Annotated in this window: 28 protein-coding genes and 2 pseudogenes; all 30 read left to right on the top strand. The window is 53.9% G+C overall.

Annotated elements, in window-relative coordinates; translation table 11 throughout:
* Nucleotides 1-18 precede the first annotated feature (18 nt).
* A pseudogene (locus BV390_RS02410) lies at nucleotides 19-468 on the top strand (DUF550 domain-containing protein); the annotation flags it as partial.
* 479 nt (nucleotides 469-947) lie between these two features.
* Entirely contained in the window at nucleotides 948-1,118 is a 171-nt protein-coding gene (locus BV390_RS02405; protein ID WP_369804284.1) for a DUF551 domain-containing protein, read from the top strand.
* A complete protein-coding gene (locus tag BV390_RS31055; protein ID WP_168185404.1) occupies nucleotides 1,118-1,288 on the top strand; it encodes a hypothetical protein in 171 nt (56 codons plus the stop codon). The genes BV390_RS02405 and BV390_RS31055 overlap by 1 nt, the downstream gene beginning before the upstream one ends.
* A gap of 152 nt (nucleotides 1,289-1,440) precedes the next feature.
* A complete protein-coding gene (locus tag BV390_RS02400) occupies nucleotides 1,441-1,650 on the top strand; it encodes a hypothetical protein (protein ID WP_139155975.1) in 210 nt (69 codons plus the stop codon).
* A complete protein-coding gene (locus tag BV390_RS02395) occupies nucleotides 1,650-1,844 on the top strand; it encodes a hypothetical protein (RefSeq protein WP_085396522.1) in 195 nt (64 codons plus the stop codon). Before BV390_RS02400 ends, BV390_RS02395 begins: the two co-directional genes overlap by 1 nt.
* A gap of 189 nt (nucleotides 1,845-2,033) precedes the next feature.
* Entirely contained in the window at nucleotides 2,034-2,489 is a 456-nt protein-coding gene (locus BV390_RS02390) for a recombination protein NinB (RefSeq protein WP_085396521.1), read from the top strand.
* Nucleotides 2,482-2,649, top strand: a complete 168-nt coding sequence (locus BV390_RS02385) for a NinE family protein (RefSeq protein ID WP_085396520.1) — start codon at nucleotides 2,482-2,484, stop codon at nucleotides 2,647-2,649. Before BV390_RS02390 ends, BV390_RS02385 begins: the two co-directional genes overlap by 8 nt.
* Nucleotides 2,646-3,314, top strand: a complete 669-nt coding sequence (locus BV390_RS02380) for a metallophosphoesterase (RefSeq protein WP_085396519.1) — start codon at nucleotides 2,646-2,648, stop codon at nucleotides 3,312-3,314. The genes BV390_RS02385 and BV390_RS02380 overlap by 4 nt, the downstream gene beginning before the upstream one ends.
* On the top strand, nucleotides 3,307-3,888 hold the full coding sequence (locus BV390_RS02375; RefSeq protein ID WP_085396518.1) for a recombination protein NinG: 582 nt from the start codon (nucleotides 3,307-3,309) through the stop codon (nucleotides 3,886-3,888). Before BV390_RS02380 ends, BV390_RS02375 begins: the two co-directional genes overlap by 8 nt.
* Nucleotides 3,885-4,109: a hypothetical protein gene (locus tag BV390_RS02370; RefSeq protein WP_047037039.1), complete on the top strand. Its 225-nt coding sequence runs from the start codon at nucleotides 3,885-3,887 to the stop codon at nucleotides 4,107-4,109. Before BV390_RS02375 ends, BV390_RS02370 begins: the two co-directional genes overlap by 4 nt.
* On the top strand, nucleotides 4,106-4,246 hold the full coding sequence (locus tag BV390_RS30525) for a YlcG family protein (protein ID WP_086816906.1): 141 nt from the start codon (nucleotides 4,106-4,108) through the stop codon (nucleotides 4,244-4,246). The genes BV390_RS02370 and BV390_RS30525 overlap by 4 nt, the downstream gene beginning before the upstream one ends.
* Nucleotides 4,246-4,935 (top strand): bacteriophage antitermination protein Q, encoded by a 690-nt coding sequence (locus tag BV390_RS02365; RefSeq protein WP_085396628.1) that lies wholly within the window; start codon nucleotides 4,246-4,248, stop codon nucleotides 4,933-4,935. Before BV390_RS30525 ends, BV390_RS02365 begins: the two co-directional genes overlap by 1 nt.
* Before the next feature lie 730 nt (nucleotides 4,936-5,665).
* Entirely contained in the window at nucleotides 5,666-5,935 is a 270-nt protein-coding gene (locus BV390_RS02360; protein ID WP_064385973.1) for a phage holin, read from the top strand.
* The gene (locus tag BV390_RS02355) at nucleotides 5,907-6,410 is read left to right on the top strand and encodes a lysozyme (protein WP_304442469.1); all 504 of its coding nucleotides are present in this window, start codon (nucleotides 5,907-5,909) and stop codon (nucleotides 6,408-6,410) included. Before BV390_RS02360 ends, BV390_RS02355 begins: the two co-directional genes overlap by 29 nt.
* Entirely contained in the window at nucleotides 6,407-6,796 is a 390-nt protein-coding gene (locus BV390_RS02350; RefSeq protein ID WP_085396517.1) for a DUF2570 domain-containing protein, read from the top strand. The genes BV390_RS02355 and BV390_RS02350 overlap by 4 nt, the downstream gene beginning before the upstream one ends.
* Nucleotides 6,681-6,932 (top strand): Rz1-like lysis system protein LysC, encoded by a 252-nt coding sequence (gene lysC / locus BV390_RS31405; protein WP_227517216.1) that lies wholly within the window; start codon nucleotides 6,681-6,683, stop codon nucleotides 6,930-6,932. Before BV390_RS02350 ends, lysC begins: the two co-directional genes overlap by 116 nt.
* Before the next feature lie 274 nt (nucleotides 6,933-7,206).
* Nucleotides 7,207-7,842 carry a putative metallopeptidase gene (locus BV390_RS02340; protein ID WP_085396515.1) on the top strand — a complete coding sequence of 212 codons (636 nt, stop codon included), beginning with the start codon at nucleotides 7,207-7,209 and terminating at the stop codon, nucleotides 7,840-7,842.
* A gap of 30 nt (nucleotides 7,843-7,872) precedes the next feature.
* Nucleotides 7,873-8,358, top strand: coding sequence for a DUF2280 domain-containing protein (locus BV390_RS02335; RefSeq protein WP_085396514.1), 486 nt, complete (start codon nucleotides 7,873-7,875; stop codon nucleotides 8,356-8,358).
* A 1-nt stretch (nucleotide 8,359) separates the two neighbouring features.
* On the top strand, nucleotides 8,360-10,036 hold the full coding sequence (gene terL, locus BV390_RS02330) for a phage terminase large subunit (RefSeq protein WP_085396513.1): 1,677 nt from the start codon (nucleotides 8,360-8,362) through the stop codon (nucleotides 10,034-10,036).
* Nucleotides 10,037-11,557 carry a DUF1073 domain-containing protein gene (locus BV390_RS02325; RefSeq protein ID WP_085396512.1) on the top strand — a complete coding sequence of 507 codons (1,521 nt, stop codon included), beginning with the start codon at nucleotides 10,037-10,039 and terminating at the stop codon, nucleotides 11,555-11,557.
* Nucleotides 11,558-11,609: 52 nt separating this feature from the next.
* Nucleotides 11,610-12,317 (top strand): phage head morphogenesis protein, encoded by a 708-nt coding sequence (locus tag BV390_RS02320; protein WP_085396511.1) that lies wholly within the window; start codon nucleotides 11,610-11,612, stop codon nucleotides 12,315-12,317.
* A 34-nt stretch (nucleotides 12,318-12,351) separates the two neighbouring features.
* Nucleotides 12,352-12,888: pseudogene (locus BV390_RS32065) on the top strand (DUF2213 domain-containing protein); the annotation flags it as partial.
* Between the two features lie 309 nt (nucleotides 12,889-13,197).
* The gene (locus BV390_RS32060) at nucleotides 13,198-13,521 is read left to right on the top strand and encodes a hypothetical protein (RefSeq protein ID WP_463671387.1); all 324 of its coding nucleotides are present in this window, start codon (nucleotides 13,198-13,200) and stop codon (nucleotides 13,519-13,521) included.
* Between the two features lies 1 nt (nucleotide 13,522).
* On the top strand, nucleotides 13,523-14,005 hold the full coding sequence (locus BV390_RS02310; protein ID WP_085396509.1) for a structural cement protein Gp24: 483 nt from the start codon (nucleotides 13,523-13,525) through the stop codon (nucleotides 14,003-14,005).
* Nucleotides 14,005-15,042 carry a DUF2184 domain-containing protein gene (locus BV390_RS02305; protein WP_085396508.1) on the top strand — a complete coding sequence of 346 codons (1,038 nt, stop codon included), beginning with the start codon at nucleotides 14,005-14,007 and terminating at the stop codon, nucleotides 15,040-15,042. Before BV390_RS02310 ends, BV390_RS02305 begins: the two co-directional genes overlap by 1 nt.
* A 1-nt stretch (nucleotide 15,043) precedes the next feature.
* A complete protein-coding gene (locus BV390_RS02300; protein WP_085396507.1) occupies nucleotides 15,044-15,370 on the top strand; it encodes a hypothetical protein in 327 nt (108 codons plus the stop codon).
* A complete protein-coding gene (locus BV390_RS02295) occupies nucleotides 15,370-15,813 on the top strand; it encodes a DUF4054 domain-containing protein (protein WP_085396506.1) in 444 nt (147 codons plus the stop codon). The genes BV390_RS02300 and BV390_RS02295 overlap by 1 nt, the downstream gene beginning before the upstream one ends.
* 2 nt (nucleotides 15,814-15,815) lie before the next feature.
* On the top strand, nucleotides 15,816-16,379 hold the full coding sequence (locus BV390_RS02290; protein ID WP_085396505.1) for a hypothetical protein: 564 nt from the start codon (nucleotides 15,816-15,818) through the stop codon (nucleotides 16,377-16,379).
* Complete coding sequence (locus BV390_RS02285) at nucleotides 16,376-16,744, top strand: hypothetical protein (RefSeq protein WP_085396504.1); 369 nt, start codon at nucleotides 16,376-16,378, stop codon at nucleotides 16,742-16,744. Before BV390_RS02290 ends, BV390_RS02285 begins: the two co-directional genes overlap by 4 nt.
* The gene (locus BV390_RS02280) at nucleotides 16,726-17,277 is read left to right on the top strand and encodes a phage neck terminator protein (protein ID WP_085396503.1); all 552 of its coding nucleotides are present in this window, start codon (nucleotides 16,726-16,728) and stop codon (nucleotides 17,275-17,277) included. The genes BV390_RS02285 and BV390_RS02280 overlap by 19 nt, the downstream gene beginning before the upstream one ends.
* Nucleotides 17,278-17,280 lie beyond the last annotated feature (3 nt).

The raw sequence follows: 17,280 nt of genomic DNA, 5'->3' as shown, positions 1-17,280 counted from the left end.
AGCAAAGTGCTGGCCCGCATGGCGCTGTCCGCAATGGACAGCGAGCCGGTGGCGTACACCGACGAAGAAGAACTGAATTTCGTCAATGATATGGCCTGTATGTGGACAAAGGGGATGGGGATTAACGAAGTCCCACTCTATCGCCACGCGCAGCCAGCGCCGAAACGTGACCAGGTGCGAAACGAGCATGCCGAGTGGTCACAGGCTACATTCGGCAATGTTGGCCCGATTGGCCCACTAAAACATCTCAGCAAAGAAGCGCTGGAAGCTGCTGCCGAGCCTGGAGACCTGTCGGAGTGGGCTGACACGCAATTCCTGCTGTGGGATGCACAACGCCGTGCCGGTATCACTGATGAGCAGATTACCCAGGCGATGATCGAAAAACTTTCTGTGAACAAACAGCGCGATTGGCCGGAGCCGAAAGACGGTGAGCCGCGGTTGCATATCAAAGAGCAGATGGCGCCGGTAACTCAGCAGGAGCCGATAGCCTGGCTCAATGATGCTTACCTGGCGCGCGGGGTAGTCGATGGCGAGGCTGGTAGCGAGGATGCAGGCCCTGGATATATCCCAGTTTATCGCGAAGCAGGACCACAGCCAGCGCCGGTAGTGCCTGATGATCTACTGAGTATGGCTGCCTCAGCGATAGAAGACCTGCTGGAGCATACCGACCCTAACACTAGCTATTATTCTGGCGTGTGGGCTGATGTGCCTGGTAAGTTGCGCGCCGCCATGCTCCAGGCTGGCAACTCTCCGGTAATTCCGGGTGGCTCAGTCATTGGCTGGATTCGCACTGATTACCAGCAAGACTTTCAAGTAAATTGCACCGCTCCGCAGTTCGTCATGGGTTCGAGTGACCCTTCAAGCGCGTGGGGCGTGCAGTACATGCCTGTGACAAAGACTGACGGACAACAAAACGCACAACAAAATATTCCTGAAATTATTCCGGGATGGATTCCGGTAAGCGAGGGATGCCAGAATGCGGAGATTATCTCGTTACAGATGGTAGTGACTTCGATGTACAGACATTTGATGGCGAGCAGTTTTACCCCGGCTTTGTGTGGGAGGACAAAATAACCCACTGGATGCCGCTGCCAGCCGCCCCGCAGGAGGTGAAGTGATGCTGAAGCTACATCTGGCTCTAAACATCATTGGCGCCCTGTTGATTGCCTCTTCTGACCAGAGCGTAAACGATGCAGCAGGTTTAATTTTCGGCATTATGGTCATCCTGATTTCCGCTGTGGTGGTAATAACGGAAGCCAATAGACGAAGCGAGATAAGACGTGCATAACTCCCCCGCAGAACGGAAATACTCGCAGGGGGCGATTGTTTGTGATTGGAATCATAAAACAGCAAACAAGTGTCACGCTTTTTAGTGACATTTTAAAAAGGTAGGGTATTATGTATTCAACGAAACGAAATACCCAATCTCTGGAGAAAAAAATGGCGACTATCACAATCTCTCGCGAAGTATCAGATGAAAAAATCGAAGCTATCCAGGGCATGCTTTCCCAGGAAGAAATCAACAACGTAAATTTTAACGGTGAAGATTTCACTATCGAGCGCGGCGAGTTTACCAGCATTGACAGCGATGATGCCGAATACGCGGTTTTGCTGGGTAAGATTCAGGATATCATTCTCGGGTACAACTGATGAGGCTCGCTGAGTACATTGCTAAGCACTATGGCGGCAATCAAGCCGCCTTTGCTCGTTCTGTCGATAAACCACGGCAGCGTGTTAAAGAGTGGGTCAGTGCTGGCAACTGGTACGTCTATGAAGGTTACCTGTGCCAGCGAAAAATAAAGCTCTGTGATATCGAGATGGCCAGCCAGAACGAGAAAAAATAGCCTATGCTCGTTTTGCAATTTGGGATTTAGCCCGTCATAATTCCCCTGTCAGCCTGAGCAACTGACACTAATGACCGGCGCCAAGTGGGGACACATGGCGCACAAAACCTTAAGGCAATTCCTGTCACCGATGGCGAAAGTCACCGGCGATTTTCTGCATTCAGCGTTTGACCTCTGCGGAGGTGAAGCGTGAAGCAACAATTCTGCCTCATCAACGACAACGTTAAGCGTAACGTCGTCAACTTCATTGAATCCCTTCCTGTCGATCGCCGTTCGCCAGTCATCATCGAGGCGCGCGAGGAAAGTCGCACTGACAAACAAAATCGTCTTATGTGGCCACTTTTGAAGGACCTGAGCGATCAGGTTTCTTGGTACGGCGAAAAGCTGGAGCCGGCAGAGTGGAAAGACCTCATTACTGTTCTGGTTAGCCAGATGCAAAACCCTGACCGTGAGCAGAAATCTGCTCCTGGCATTAACGGCGGCCGCGTCTACTTCGGCGTTCGCACCTCTCAATCCAGCAAGCGCTATATGGTCGAGGTTATCGAGGCTATTTTCTGGTTCGGTACTGAGCATGGCGTGAGGTTCAGCGAGAAATCCAATAGCCACATTGAGTGGGCCCAGGAGTGGAGGGCTTCGCATGCATAGCCCTCTGTCTAAAGTCATCGAGCGCGGCATCTTCCGCGTTCCTGCGCGCCGCCGGCGCAAAGTCGAAGTAAAGCCTTCCGACATCCCAACCTTTCACTATACGGCCCACCTGGCGGATGTCCGCTGGCTGCGCCACGCTGCCAGAAGGAAAATTGCATGAGCATTTATCAACGCATTAACGGCGCTGACTGGCGCAACGTGTGGGTAGTTGGTGATCTGCATGGTTGCTATACGCGTCTGATGTCCGAACTGGATAAGGTCGGATTCGATGTGACTCGTGATCTGCTGATCTCGGTTGGCGACCTCGTTGACCGCGGTGCAGAGAATGTGGAATGCCTTGAGATGATCGTGATGCCATGGTTTCGCGCGGTGCGTGGAAATCATGAGCAGATGATGCTTGATGCGATGCTCAATGGCGGTAGTGTCCATCACTGGATGTCAAATGGTGGTGACTGGCTATACCGCCTCGACGATGAACAGAACATGTTCCTGGGATCGTTGCTCCAGAAGGTCGAAACACTCCCCCTCATTATCGAGCTGGAAACTGCGGGCAAGAAAGTCGTTATTTGCCACGCCGATTACCCGCATAACGAATATGAGTTCGATAAGCCAGTCCGCACCAGTCAGGTGATCTGGAACCGTGAGCGTGTCAGCGATGCGCAGGACGGAATAGTGCATGAGATCACTGGTGCGGACCTGTTTATTTTCGGCCATACCCCGGCACGCCAGCCGCTCAAATACGCCAACCAGATGTATATCGACACCGGCGCTGTCTTCGGTGGGCGCCTGACATTGCTGCAGGTGCAGGGTGGTGGTCATGCTTAACCGAACTCAACGGCGGTGCAAAATCTGCCGGGCGAAGTTTACCGCGGCATTTGAGAATCAACGCTGGTGCTGCCCTGAGCATGGCGCTGAATTTGCCATGCAGGAACTGGAGAAGAAGCGCGATAAGCAGGCCCAGGCGAAAGAGAAGAAAGAGCGCGCGGCCTGGCGCAAACGCAAAGCTGCGGTGAAACCTCTTAAGCACTGGGAAGACATGACCCAGCGCGTCGTTAATGACTACATTCGCGAGCGGGACTTTGACCTGCCGTGCATCAGCTGCGGCACATTCGAAACGGTCCAATGGGAAGCAGGGCATTACCGTTCCCGCGGCAAGGCATCGCACCTGCGCTACAACGAAGACAATATCAATAAGCAGTGCCATCACTGCAACGTGCAGCTGTCGGGCAACCAGCAGCAGTACCGCATTGGCCTGGTAGAGAAAATCGGCGCTGAGCGCGTCGAAGCGCTCGAAAACAACAACACCCCTCACCGATACACCATCGAAGAACTGGAAGGCATCAGACGCCATTACAGCGCGTTACGCCGCGCACTCGTCAAGCAAAGGGAGGCCGCATGAGCAAAATCCAATACCCAATGTCCACTGCTGCTGTTTTTGATGATGTGGTTTATCCCATCCACCTGAACGGACCGCATCAGATAGAGAGCGAGGTTATGGGCGCGATCAGATGGTTCTGCCGCTGGAACAACGAGGAAATGGCCGTCGTTAAGGCGCATGTGCTGTTTAGCTGCTGGGGCCTTTACCTGACGTATGACCAGCTTATGGCGGAGGCCGCATGAACCAGGACGTAATCGACCGCATCCGCGAACGCTGGCAAAAGCTCCGCCTCTGCCGACACCGCGGAACGGTGATGACCGACTATCGCATTTTACGGAATTACGTTCGCATCTATCAGACCCTGGGAGAGACAGCATGATTAACACCCAATACCTCCAGTATGTTCGCCAACAGCTGATAGTGGCCACAGCCGATCTGAGCGGTGCGACGAAAGGGCAACTGGTAGCCTTTGCGGAAAACGCGATGTTTGAGGCGACGCCGCGCAGCAGCAAGCGGATGAAGGTAGTCGACCCGGCGACCGGTAGATTGGTCAAGCCGAGCAACCCGCCGGTCCCCGGGAAGCAGTCACGCGCCAAAGGTTCGGCAATCGCCCTGGTGCTGCCCGTCGAATACTCAACCGCATCATGGCGCCGGGCGCTCCTGTCTCTCGATGAGCATCAGAAAGCCTGGCTGCTCTGGAACTACAGCGAGAATATCCGCTTTGAGCACCAGGAAACGATCACCCAGTGGGCGTGGGCGGAGTTCCGTGAGCAACTTGGCGCAAAGAAGGTGGCCGGCAAGACGATGGAGCGCCTGAAGAAGCTTATCTGGCTGGCGGCGCAGGACGTGAAAGCAGAGCTGGCGGGTAAGTATGTATACCAGCACCAAGATCTTGCAGCCCTGTGTGGCGTTAAACCTGATAACTGGTGCCATAACTACGCTGATTACTGGCGGGCTATGTGCGCCATTTTTAAGCGGCTTGATAGCGACTCTCTTCTCTGCGCCGTGAGAACACGATCACAACAAAAAGCGACTTTTTCGCAGCAGGGTCTTGCAAAAGTCAATTAAATGCGTCATATTTGAGGCTACTTTGATATGCTGCCTTAACTTTAAGTGGCGGCATGAAGTTTGAAAAAAGTTGGTTGGCAAGCCATCAGTAAAAAGCAGTTAGACAGCGGCAGTCTCTAAAAGCAACGTGACGGCTCGAAAGTGAGCAAAAATACAAGCCCGAGGTTAACGCCTTGGGCTTTTTGCTTTCCGGCGACACGACAGGGGTATTCGCGAGATGCATTGCATCAGTACCCCTGTCACATCGTCGTAGAGCATTGAAACGAGTTTCATCAGATGTTAAATTTATGGTGTGGTGAATCCCCCTATGCGGAGGGGCATTGCCAGTCTGATATGTTTTTTTGCGCATTGCGAGTCGTCTGTGGACTGGCGGCGACTTACCGGGAGGCACCCGGCACCACACCTAATAAAAAATGATGATAGCTGTAAGGCCCACTTCGGTGGGCTTTTTCTTTGGGCAAAAAAAAGCCCGCATGGTTTCATGCAGGCAAGGCAGTTACATTTAGATTTTGTCCCGGTATATGTTTTTTTGTCCGGAAGTCGAAAGATACTGTCTCGAATACATTTTGTAAATAACGGATTCAAATCACAAGGCCATGCATTTGCATGGCTTTTTTATTATCAGGTCCCGCAGGAATCATCATCGACACGCTTCGTTGTTAAATCCAGCCCGACGGGCCTGACCCTTTTCAAACACACAGCGCCATCCGTCATCAACGGAGGTGAGGCTATGACAAAAATGAGCACCATTTACAGCAGACTCTCATACGGCACCGGGACCGCGCTGACGGGCTGCGGTGTCTCAGCAAAGGCATATGCCGATGTAGCAAAAACAGAGGTGTGGATTTTGGCCGACAAAGTGGCGGGAATGAGCCTGAGTGACTGGGCGATCGTTGTCGGTATTGCGTGCACCATCGTTACCTGCGGCGTGAACTGGTATTACCGGCGTAAGGAACGGGAGGATCGCCTCAATGGCTATGTCACCAAAGCTGAGGAATAGCGTTCTCGCTGCTGTACCAGCAGGGGCTATTGCTATTGCTGCAGCACTGATTACCGGCCCGACCGGTAACGATGGTCTTGAGGGTGTGCGGTATAACCCATATCAGGACGTGGTCGGTGTCTGGACGGTATGCTATGGCCACACTGGAAAAGACATCATGCTCGGCAAGAGGTACACCGAGGCTGAATGTCGTGCGCTGCTCAGTAAAGACCTGAACACTGTCGCCCGCCAGATTAACCCGTACATCCAGAAGCCGATCCCGGTAACAATGCGCGGGGCTCTCTACTCATTCGCCTATAACGTCGGCGCCGGAAACTTTCAGACCTCCACGCTGCTGCGAAAAATCAACCAGGGCGACCAGAAAGGCGCATGTGACCAATTGCGCCGCTGGACCTACGCCAAAGGCAAGCAGTGGAAAGGCCTGATAACCCGCCGCGAGATTGAGCGTGAGGTTTGTTTGTGGGGGCAGAAATGATCCGCTTAACCGCCATTATCAGCGCAGTAGTGATTTGTCTGGTCGTTTGCCTTGGGTGGCTGGTGATGCATTACCACAATGCCGCTGCACAGCAGAAAACCCGAGCTGATAACGCAGAGCAGCAGGTAAACGCAGCTCAGACCATCACATCCAACGTTCTGACAACCATGACCATCTTCAACACCATCGTCGAGGCCAATCAGCATGCAAAAGAGCAAATCGCACTGGACGCATCGGGAGCCTCGGCTGATATCCGGGTTGCTGTTGCGAATGATGATTGCGCTCCCCGTGATATTCCTGCTAGCGCAGTTAAGCGGCTGCAGCAATACAAAGATCGTTTACGTCAAAGTGCCGGTGGTACCGCTGCCGGCCAGTCTGACGACTGAGACCCCTTACCCTGATATCCCGGACAAAATGACGTGGGGGCAAAGCCTGGATTTAAACGTTAGTCTTTTGTCAGCATTGGGACAGTGCAACCGGGATAAGGCGGACATCAGGCAGGCGGAATCAAAACGTCAGTAGGGCATTACAGAGCCACTTCCAGAGGTGGCTCGATAATGCTTACCCGACAAGAAGCATAGATTTGGCATCAACCAAAGAGGTGATCCACATCTTGACGGCTCGCAAAGACGAGAAGTGACAGCGCAACTCTGAGAAGACGTGGCAATGTTGCGTTTATAAAGTTCTGCAAATGGTTCCGGTAAAGCGCCATTGACAGAGTTTTATGTAAGTTTTATGCGCTACCTGTTGAAAAGTTTCCCGGTAAGTATTCAAACAACCCAGAGGAATGTTCTGTATGGCTGATTTTGAAGACCGCAGGCCATACCCTCCCGTCAATTTCACTGGTGAGAACTGGCTGCCTTACACCCGGCTTATCCCTGCTGCCGAAATTGGCGAGTGGATTAACCAGAGCATCCTCTCCGAAGACGGACGAATCCATAACCCTGACCATACGCACTTGCTCGACGCTGATGTCGCGTTCATGTGGGCCTCTGGGTCATTCGCCAAAAGTGGCCGCATTGTGCTGGGTCAGTGTGAACAAGTAATGATGCGCGCCGGTGGCTGGCAGAAAGCCAGAATGGAGCAACAGATGCATGAATGGTTCGGTCGCATACCGAAGTTCATCATCACCCTGGCTGCTGACTACTGCGAGCAATGCAACGACGTCGAATTCTGCGCACTGGTTGAGCATGAGCTTTACCACATAGCTCAGGCTACCGATGACTACGGCGCACCGAAGTTCAACAAAGAGACCGGGATGCCGGTGCTGAAGCTTCGCGGCCATGACGTCGAGGAGTTCGTTGGTGTGGTCCGGCGTTACGGCGCCAGCAAAGACGTGCAGGAAATGGTTGATGCGGCAAACAGGCCGGCGGAGGTTGCTCATATCGATGTTGCCAGAGCGTGCGGGACGTGCATGCTCAAGCTGGCGTGATTTTATACTGCTTTATACGGATGGTGATTTATGGCTGCACTAAAACCAGAAGTGAGAGCCTTTATCATTCAAGAGCTTGCATGCTTTGATACGCCATCCCAAATCGTTGAGTCCGTACAAAAAGAATTTAAGGTTCAGGTGACGCGCCAGCAGGTAGCGTCGCATGACCCGACAAAGGCAGCAGGTAAAGGGCTCGCTAAGAAATGGGTTGACCTGTTCAATGCGGCCCGTGAGCGTTTTCTCAACGAAATCTCTGACATCCCGATCGCTAACAGAGCCTACCGCTTGCGTGTCCTTCAGCGAATGTCGACGACTGCCGAGAACATGAAGAACATCGGCATGACGGCCCAACTTCTGGAGCAGGCAGCCAAAGAGGTGGGTGAGGCTTACAGCAATAAGCAAAAGGTCGAGCTGACCGGGAAAGACGGCGGCCCGCTGAATCAGGTTACGTATACCGCTGAAGACTATGCGAAGGCCCAGCAGAAGCTGGAGGGAAGGTTAGAAGGGCTGGACTGATATGAGCGGAATTATCGAATGGGATGACCTGTCATTCCCGGAGCGCGTGATCATCCGTTCAAAGTCCACGAAGTCATTTCTTAACTTTACCCGGATTTGGTTCGAACTCATTCAGGGCGATCGGCTGCTGGTTAACTGGCATCACCGCTTGATGGCTTCGAAAATTGATGATCTGCTTGCCGGGCGACTTGTCCCGAGAAACCTCATCATCAACATCCCGCCCGGCGGTACGAAAACGGAGTTTTTCTCCATCCACTTCCCGGCGTATGTCAACGCCCTGGTGCAGGAGAAGCGGCTCAAGCGATTTCGCAACCTGAACGTTTCCTTTGCTGACACGTTGGTAAAACGTAACAGCCGGCGCACCCGCGACATTATCGCCAGTCGTGAATATCAGGAATTCTGGCCATGCTCGTTTGGAGTTAACCAGGCGGAAGAATGGGAGATAAAGGACGAGAAGGGGCGCTCGATAGGGCAGACGGTATCTCGCTCTAGCAACGGTCAGATCACCGGTGGTCGTGGTGGCTACTACGGCCCTGAGTTCTCCGGCATGGTGATGCTGGACGACTACAACAAGCCGGTGGACATGCTCAGCGAGTCCCGACGGAAAAGCGCGAATACGCTGCTGGTAAACACCATCCGATCCCGGCGCGGCGATAAGTCGAAAGAGCACCCGACGCCATTTGTGAGTATTCAACAGCGCCTGCATACCGACGATGCGACCGGATTCATGTTGTCCGGCGGGATGGGTGTTCCGTTTCACCATGTCGCCATACCGGCCATGATCGACGAGAAGTACATCCAGTCGCTCGATGAACCATGGCGCTCGCTTTGCTGGAAGACGGTCAAAGATACCGATTCTGTGGTTGTGGGTGGCGTTCGCTACTGGTCTTACTGGCCACAGATGGAAGACGTCAATGACCTCCTGCAGTTGTGGGAAAAGGATCGCTACACCTTCCTGTCGCAATACCAGCAAAACCCGATGGCGCTGACCGGTGGGATCATCGACACAAGCTGGTTCCGGACCTACACCACTCTGCCGAAGCTTACGCATCGCGCCGTGTACGTCGATACGAACAGCGGAAAGGTGGAGGACTGGCTGGATTACACCGTGTTCACGCTGGCTGGTATGGGCGTGGATGGGAATCTCTACATCATTGATGTCGTCCGCGGTCGATGGGACCCGGAGGACCTCTTGAAGAAAGCGGAAGAGGTTTGGGAAAAATGGCGCCTGGCCGGGTCCGTGCGGGTTATGCCGATGCGCCATATGGCGATTGAAGAGAAGCAGGCCGGACAGGGCCTCATCACCACCCTGAAAAAGCGCAGCCAGACGCCCGGGCAACTCGCTATCCCTGTGAGGGAAATTCCCCGAGGCACCGGGCAGAACAAGCTTGTTCGCTGCCTTAACGTCATCCCTCAAATCAAAACCGGGAAAGTATTTGTCCCTGCAACGCACACGGACGACGGCCAGAAGCTATCCAGCATCTTCTACGAAGACGGAACGATCGCAGGCTCAACGGAATGGGTGCTGACGGCAATGACGGAATGCGCTGCTTTCTCCGCTGATGACAGTCACGACAACGACGACATCCTTGATACCTGGATGGACGCAATCGACGACAACCTGATTTCCGGCCCGCAGCCGATGGTTATCGACCCGAATCAACTCAGGAGAATTTAAGTGTGGTGGTTTAAAAAGAAAGAAGTCGCCGCGCCTGAGCCGGCTAAAGAATCTGAAGCGCAGAAAGTCGTGATCAGGCCGGAAGCCGTGGCCGATGTCCGCGCAGCGCCGAGAAGAGGGTTTCAGCGCTACGAACCTCCGAAAGGCGTGATCCCCGAGGCTATCAAAAGCGCCATTCTGGCAATGGACTCCACGCCTTACGATGCCCTCAATGCTGCGTATGGTGGTTACGGCTATGGAGACTTTGAGAGTTTCCCCGGCTATCCGTACCTGGCCACGCTGGCGCAGAAACCTGAATATCGCAAGATGGTGGGCACCATTGCGGAAGAAATGACCCGCAAATGGATAAAACTCAAAACTGTCGGCGATGAAGACAAAGCGGATCGGGTAAAGAAACTCGAAGAGGCCATGAAGCGGTTTAAGGTTCGCGAGCGCTTTAAAGAGGCCGCAGAGCATGACGGTTACTTCGGAGGAGGCCAGATTTACATTGACGTTCGCTCTCCGCGGGGAATCTCCGCATGGATGGACGACAATGAGCTGCAATCGAAGCTCTTCATGAGCAACAAGAAGATCACGAAAGGCAGCCTTCAGGGTTTCCGGGTCATTGAGCCCATCTGGACCTACCCGGGGATTTATAACTCTGACAACCCGTTAAGCCCGGATTTCTACAAGCCGACGCAGTGGTTTGTCATGGGCAGGACTGTGCATGCAAGCCGCATGATTGACTTCGTTTCGCGGCAGGTTCCTGACCTGCTGAAGGCATCGTATAACTTTCGCGGCCTGTCTCTCTCGCAGATCGCCGAGCCTTATGTGAATAACTGGCTACGCACCCGCGACAGCGTTAGCGACATGATCCACTCCTATTCGATACCGGTTTTCAGTACCGATATGAGCCAAATCCTGACAGGCGGAGCAGCGGATACGCTGATTTCTCGTCTGCAGATCATGAATCAGTGTCGTGATAACCGTGGTGCGTTCGCAGTCAATAACGATAAGGAAAAACCGGAGACCGTGGAGTTTGTCAGCGCGCCTATAGCTGGTCTTGATGGGTTGCAGGCGCAGGCTTTTGAGCAACTATGCGTTCCATCAAGCGAGCCTCTCGTTAAATATGCGGGGATCACTCCAAGCGGATTAAATGCATCGTCTGACGGCGAAATCCGCGTTTTCTACGATTACATTCACGCCCTGCAGCAGTCTGTTTTCAAAGACAACCTGAAGCGTGTGATGGACATCATTCAGCTCTCTGAGTTTGGCGACATTGACGATGGGATCACCTTCGACTTTGAGCCTCTATACGAAATGAGCGCTAAAGAGCGGGCGGAAATTCGCAAGCTGGATGCTGAAACGGATGCTGCTTATGTCAGTGCTGGCGTGCTTTCTGGCAACGAAGTCCGAGAAAAAATTGCCGGAGACCCGGACTCTCCTTATCACTCACTGGACCTGAATGATGACCTCGAAATCGAAGACGACTACGACGAAGAGGAAGAAGCAGACCCTGACGATAAGGGCGGTTCATCCTAACTCCGGCGTCGAAGCATGGTACCGCCGGCAGCTTGATAAGCAGGTACAGGAAATGCAGGCGTCAGCCGTCTACTGGCTCTCGGCAAACTATCGGGCCAGTGGTGCGGAGGTTGCCATGGATGCATCGCCAGCAGTGATGATGCGAAACGCTATGCATAAGCTGGCTAAGCGCTGGACGCGGCGTTTTGATGACATGGCGCAAAAGCTGGCTGATAGGTTCGCTAACGACGCCATGAAGAACGCAGATGTATCGCTGGCCACAGCCTTCAAGGACGCGGGATTTACCGTCGAGTTCAAAATGACCTCGCAGATGAATAACGCGCTTCAGGCGACCATCGCCGAAAATGTCGGCCTTATCCGATCCATCCCTGAGAAGTATTTCACTGAGGTGGAAGGTCTGGTTATGCGGTCGGTAGCGCGTGGGCGCGACCTGTCCTATCTCACCGATGAACTCCAGAAGAGATACGGGATTACCCGGAACCGCGCAGCGTTCATAGCGCTCGATCAAAATAACAAAGCCACCTCGGTATTGCAGATAGCAAGGCAGCGTTCACTTGGCATCATCGAAGGTGAATGGGAACACTCCGGAGCAGGTAAAGAGCCAAGGCCGGGACATGTAGCTGCAGGGAAGCGAAAGCAGCGATTTCGGCTTGATAAGGGATGCTATATCGATGGTGAGTGGATATTCCCCGGACAAAAGCCAAGGTGCAAATGCACGCATCGGATAGTGATTCCTAATGCATTCTTGCCCGCAAGGTAAACGAGTAACTCGTTGTATAAATTTGGGATAGAACATGAAGCCTACAGAGTGCTTAGCTTTCGATCGCGCCTCTGTGCGCACCATCGACGCAAATGGCCGCCTTCAGATTTCACGAACGAACATCAGCAAGGCAAACGTCAATGCCTACTACGGGCGCGAGATACCAAAAAGCGAAGAGCTTGGTCTCGACCCTGACAAACTTTACCGGCTTTGGCGCCACCCGGACGAGCTCCGGAAAGCAGCCAAAACCTTCAATAACATCCCCGTGCTCAGCAAGCACATTCCCGATTTTCCCACCGACCCGCCCAATGAATTTCGTGTTGGCGTGACGCACTCCAATGCGGAGTTTGACGGCACGTATCTCACGGTTGGCATGTCGATCTGGGATAACAGCGCGATTGCTGGAATTGAGAGCGGAGAGCAGCGAGAGCTATCTGCATCGTACAAGTACGTCGCAGACATGACCCCGGGTGTTACCCCTGACGGCGAGCCTTATGACGGCGTTATGCGTGACATTTTCGGAAACCACGAAGCGCTGGTCCCTGACGGCCGCGCAGGGCCAGATGTACTGGTCGCAGATTCATTACCACCGGAGCTTAACCACATGCGTAAACATAAGGCAGAGGCGATCCGCGCCACCCTTAAGCCACTTCTGGCGCAGGATGCTGATCTGGAGGCAGAAGTCCGCAAAGCTCTTCTGGCTCTTGATGAGGCCGAAAAGAAAGACGGAGAAGAAAAAAAATCCGCCGACGACGAAGACGACGACGAGAAGGATAAGAAAAAAACGGCTGACGATGAGGACGACGAAGAAGACAAGGACAAGAAGAAAACCGCCGATGACGAAGACGATGAAGAAGACGACAAAGTCTCCAAAACGGCGATGGACTCTGCGATTCGTCTGGCGGCCGACAGCGCGACCAAAAAGGCAGCGGAAAACTTCCGCAAGGTTCGCGAAGCCGAACAGATTGTTCGCCCGCTGATTGGCGACGTCGTTGCCATGGACTCAGCTGAAGATGTCTATCGCACCGCGCTTGAGCAAAGCGGTGTGGATATCGCAGGCGTTCACCCGTCCGCTTATCCGGCGATGGTCAATATGGCGATCAGCCAGAAAGAAAATTCACGCCCTGTCATTGCGCAGGATTCCGCTTCCGTCAGTGAGTTCGAAAAAGCATTCCCGACCGCTGGCAAACTGAAACGAGGTTAACATGGCAGGTTTTCAGAATCGTATTAACCAGTATCCGGCCCCCGGTGTGGAAGGGGCCTTTGCTGGCACTAACCCTCATGCGACCTATCAGGCTGGCGAGGGCGCTCTGGTTGCTGGCGAAGACGGCCTGACCGTCGGCCGCTTTGCCTGGAACGTCGGCGGCGTCGCCTCTAATGCAGGCACCGGCGTACCGTCTGGTTTTGTCCATCGTGATGGTCAGGCGTCGATCACCATCTGGCTGGGTCAGGCGTCCATGCTTATTCAGCCCGGGCGTGAAATCACCCTGATGGTAGCCGGTGACTTCTGGGCCAAAACGTCAACCGCTGCCACCCGCGGGCAGAAGGTTTTTGCATCCCTGACTACCGGTGAGGTGCAAATCGCAGCGGCCGGCGAAACCGTGGCCGGTTTTATCGAGACCGCATTCTATGCCGCAAGCGATTGTGACGCTGGCGAGCTGGTCAAAATCAGCACCTGGAGCAAGTAATGAACGAATTTCAGCGACACTACGCCGCAGCCAGCGGGAAATATGGCATTGTGCTGCCCGGCGCGAAGGACTACCTGAAGCCGGAGTTTGCGGAGAATTACGCGCTGGCGATGGATGCCCAGCCGCAAATGGTTACTGCGAATAACGCCGGTATCCCGGCTTACTTCACGAACTATGTCGATCCGGAACTTATCCGCGTTCTCGTTACGCCGATGAAGGCCGCAGAGATTATCGGTGAAGTGAAAAAGGGCGACTGGACCACGCTGACATCGCAGTTCCCGATCGTCGAGTCTACTGGTGAAACCAGCGCTTACGGCGACTTCAACAACAACGGCATGACGTCCGCCAACGTCAACTGGGTGCCGCGCCAGTCGTTCCATTATCAGACTCACACCCGCTGGGGTGAGCGCGAGCTGGACATGTACGGCGCCGGTCGTATCGGCTATGCCGCCGAGCTCAACGTGGCCTCAGCACTTGTGCTGAACAAGTTCCAGAACAAGTCCTACTTTTACGGCATCGCCGGGCTGGAAAACTTCGGTCTGCTTAACGATCCATCCCTGAGCGCGCCGGTTACTCCGGCGGCGACTGGTTCCGGCGGCGGCATTACCTGGGCATCGAAAGACGGGCAAGCCGTATATGACGATATCTCCGGTCGCCTCTATAAGCAGCTGGTCTCTCAGACCAAAGGTCTGGTAGAGCGCACCGATCGCATGGTGCTCGGCATGTCGCCGGAAATGGAAGTGAACCTGACCAAGACGAACCAGTACAACGTGAACGTCACTGATCAGCTGAAGAAAAACTTCCCGAACCTGCGTATTGAAACTGCTGTTGAATACAGCACCGACGCCGGCGAGCTTGTGCAACTGATTGTTGAGCGTCTGGGTGAGCAGGACACCGCTTACGCAGCATTCACCGAGAAGATGCGCGCCCACGCTGTCGTGGTGGAAGAGTCTTCCTGGCGTCAGAAAAAATCTGGTGGCACCTGGGGTGCAATCATTCGTCAACCGCTGGGCATTGCCAGCATGATCGGGGTGTAACATGGCCGAAACAGTAACTGTAGGATGCAAACTGCCGAATGGCCTGATCCTGGAGCAGGGCGCGTACAAAGTGGAGCTTAACGGCTCCAACTCCTCTATCGTTGTTGGCGGCTACGGTCTGACCGAAAACGTGGATAAGGAAGCCTTTGAGGCGTGGCTGGCGGCACATGCTGATCAGCCTTACGTTCGCAAAGAGCTGGTGTTCGCTCAGGCGAAAACCAGCAGCGCCCAGGCAAAAGCGAATGAAAATGCTTCGGAGAAAACCGGTCTGGAAGGATTGGATCAGAGTAATCCGGCCCCGGGCGTTGAAAAGGCGGACAAAAAATAATGGCGATCGTTGTCTTTGATGTTGCCGCATTTCATGAGCGTTATCCGGAGTTCGATGCCGTAAGTAATACGCTGCTGAATGCGTACTTCACGGAGGCAACGATTTACCTTGATAACACGGACCACAGCCTGGTGGCGGATGTTGCTGTCCGTGCTGTCTTCTTGAATATGCTGGTTGCTCACATCGCGGCTTTGAATTCAGGCGTAAACGGCGAGAAGGCTTCTGGTCTGGTTGGCCGCGTGGCAAGCGCATCGGAGGGGTCAGTATCGGTTTCGACTGATGCGGGTCCTTCCAGCGCGTCATCGTGGTGGTATCTCCAGACGCCATACGGCGCTGCTTACTGGCAAGCCACGGCCCCTTATCGCACTGTGCGATATGTCCCTGGCTCATCCCCTTCAATGTACCCGGGGCATTATAACCGCCGCTCTTTTATCCGGAGGTAACTATGGATGGAATGTCAGGCGGCGATAAGCTGATGGAGCACCTTCAGTCGATCGCAAAGGGGCTGTCCTCTGGCGATGATTTAAAGGTGGGTTTCCTTGAGGGGGCCAAGTACCCCGACGGGACGCCGGTAGCGCTTGTGGCGGCCACCAACGAATTCGGCGGTACGGTAAAAATCCCGGCGCATACCCGGGATTTGAACTTTTACGTTCGCCGCGACGGCGTTTCGCGCTTCGCAAAGCCATCGAAGGCCAATTTCGCGCAGTCAGTAATGATACCCGAGCATATCGTTACGATCCCATCCCGACCGTACTTCAGGAAGACCATTTCCGAACATGGGCCGGAGTGGGGAGGAGAGCTTGGGAAGCTCATGAAGGCCAACGATTTTGACGCCAGAAAAAGTCTGTCGCTGATGGGTGAGCGGATTAAGGGGCAGATTCAGTCGTCAATCATCGCCTTTTCTGAACCGCCCAATGCAAAAAGCACTGTCGACAAAAAAGGGTTTAACGACCCGTTAATTGACTCAGGCCACATGCTGAGCTCGGTCGACTACGAGGTGAAAGAGTGAATCTGCATTCCATAGTGCGCAGCGCCATTAGCGCGGTTAACCCTCGCGTTGAGGCGAAAATTTACCGCTCGATCGGACCAACCAAAAATCCGGATTACTCGACCTCGCCGGGTTTCGATCCGCCAGTGACGATGATGGTGCAGAAGCAGGCTCTGAGCCAGTCAGACATCCGACATATGGATAACCTGAACATTCAAGGCGTTCTGGTGAGTATCTGGACGGATGGCAACTGGTGCGGGATTAACAGGGATCGGCAGCAGGGCGGCGATAAGTTCGTTATCGGCAATGAAACCTGGCTGGTTGTGGCTGTTCCTGAAATCTGGTCGGACTGGACGAGGGTTATCGCATGTCAACAATTGACGTAGGACTGCAGGTCACTGAAAGCGATCTGTTTAAGGCCACCGGAGATTTCCTTTCAGCCATTTTTCCTGACGCAGAAATCACGCAGACACAGCAAAACCAAACCCCCATGCCGAAAGGCGGTTTCATTACCATGACGCCGCTTTTTTTCACTGACCTTTCAACAAGTGCTTTCGATTACGAGTACGACGTCGTTAGCGATAAGGGTATGGCGCGTCTTCGCCGCGTTGATGAGTGGCAGTGCCAGCTCGACTTCTACGGTAGGCAGGCGCAGAACAATGCCAGCATCTTTTCTCGTATTGCCCGTTCCGATTTCGCCTGCACCTGGTTCAGAGAAAACGCAAACGTGCTTGTGCCGCTTTATTCCGGCCCACCGCGGCAAACATCGATGATCAACGGCGAAAATCAGTGGGAATCCCGCTGGACGCTTGAATTCCACGCAAACCCGCTGATTGTCGTCAGCGTTCCTCAGCAGTTTATGACAGGTGCCGATGTGATATCGCAGCCGGTCGACGTGAGATTACCTCCGGAGAAATAATAA

It is taken from the genome of Klebsiella sp. YJ (genome assembly GCF_002108615.1).
GTDB classification, from domain to species: domain Bacteria; phylum Pseudomonadota; class Gammaproteobacteria; order Enterobacterales; family Enterobacteriaceae; genus Klebsiella; species Klebsiella planticola.
This window is presented reverse-complemented; position numbering and strand designations above follow the sequence as displayed.

Excerpts from the sequence above, each read along its gene's own strand:
- BV390_RS31055 (WP_168185404.1), top strand. The coding sequence starts at position 1,118 with ATGCTGAAGCTACATCTGGCTCTAAACATCATTGGCGCCCTGTTGATT.
- BV390_RS02375 (WP_085396518.1), top strand. The coding sequence starts at position 3,307 with ATGCTTAACCGAACTCAACGGCGGTGCAAAATCTGCCGGGCGAAGTTT.
- BV390_RS02370 (WP_047037039.1), top strand. The coding sequence starts at position 3,885 with ATGAGCAAAATCCAATACCCAATGTCCACTGCTGCTGTTTTTGATGAT.
- BV390_RS02310 (WP_085396509.1), top strand. The coding sequence starts at position 13,523 with ATGGCAGGTTTTCAGAATCGTATTAACCAGTATCCGGCCCCCGGTGTG.
- BV390_RS02360 (WP_064385973.1), top strand. The coding sequence starts at position 5,666 with ATGACAAAAATGAGCACCATTTACAGCAGACTCTCATACGGCACCGGG.
- BV390_RS02305 (WP_085396508.1), top strand. The coding sequence starts at position 14,005 with ATGAACGAATTTCAGCGACACTACGCCGCAGCCAGCGGGAAATATGGC.
- BV390_RS02290 (WP_085396505.1), top strand. The coding sequence starts at position 15,816 with ATGGATGGAATGTCAGGCGGCGATAAGCTGATGGAGCACCTTCAGTCG.
- BV390_RS02320 (WP_085396511.1), top strand. The coding sequence starts at position 11,610 with ATGCAGGCGTCAGCCGTCTACTGGCTCTCGGCAAACTATCGGGCCAGT.
- BV390_RS02295 (WP_085396506.1), top strand. The coding sequence starts at position 15,370 with ATGGCGATCGTTGTCTTTGATGTTGCCGCATTTCATGAGCGTTATCCG.
- BV390_RS30525 (WP_086816906.1), top strand. The coding sequence starts at position 4,106 with ATGAACCAGGACGTAATCGACCGCATCCGCGAACGCTGGCAAAAGCTC.
- lysC (WP_227517216.1), top strand. The coding sequence starts at position 6,681 with ATGATGATTGCGCTCCCCGTGATATTCCTGCTAGCGCAGTTAAGCGGC.
- BV390_RS02395 (WP_085396522.1), top strand. The coding sequence starts at position 1,650 with ATGAGGCTCGCTGAGTACATTGCTAAGCACTATGGCGGCAATCAAGCC.
- BV390_RS02355 (WP_304442469.1), top strand. The coding sequence starts at position 5,907 with ATGGCTATGTCACCAAAGCTGAGGAATAGCGTTCTCGCTGCTGTACCA.
- BV390_RS02380 (WP_085396519.1), top strand. The coding sequence starts at position 2,646 with ATGAGCATTTATCAACGCATTAACGGCGCTGACTGGCGCAACGTGTGG.
- BV390_RS02340 (WP_085396515.1), top strand. The coding sequence starts at position 7,207 with ATGGCTGATTTTGAAGACCGCAGGCCATACCCTCCCGTCAATTTCACT.
- BV390_RS02405 (WP_369804284.1), top strand. The coding sequence starts at position 948 with ATGGATTCCGGTAAGCGAGGGATGCCAGAATGCGGAGATTATCTCGTT.
- BV390_RS32060 (WP_463671387.1), top strand. The coding sequence starts at position 13,198 with ATGGACTCTGCGATTCGTCTGGCGGCCGACAGCGCGACCAAAAAGGCA.
- BV390_RS02350 (WP_085396517.1), top strand. The coding sequence starts at position 6,407 with ATGATCCGCTTAACCGCCATTATCAGCGCAGTAGTGATTTGTCTGGTC.
- terL (WP_085396513.1), top strand. The coding sequence starts at position 8,360 with ATGAGCGGAATTATCGAATGGGATGACCTGTCATTCCCGGAGCGCGTG.
- BV390_RS02400 (WP_139155975.1), top strand. The coding sequence starts at position 1,441 with ATGGCGACTATCACAATCTCTCGCGAAGTATCAGATGAAAAAATCGAA.
- BV390_RS02335 (WP_085396514.1), top strand. The coding sequence starts at position 7,873 with ATGGCTGCACTAAAACCAGAAGTGAGAGCCTTTATCATTCAAGAGCTT.
- BV390_RS02300 (WP_085396507.1), top strand. The coding sequence starts at position 15,044 with ATGGCCGAAACAGTAACTGTAGGATGCAAACTGCCGAATGGCCTGATC.
- BV390_RS02280 (WP_085396503.1), top strand. The coding sequence starts at position 16,726 with ATGTCAACAATTGACGTAGGACTGCAGGTCACTGAAAGCGATCTGTTT.
- BV390_RS02385 (WP_085396520.1), top strand. The coding sequence starts at position 2,482 with ATGCATAGCCCTCTGTCTAAAGTCATCGAGCGCGGCATCTTCCGCGTT.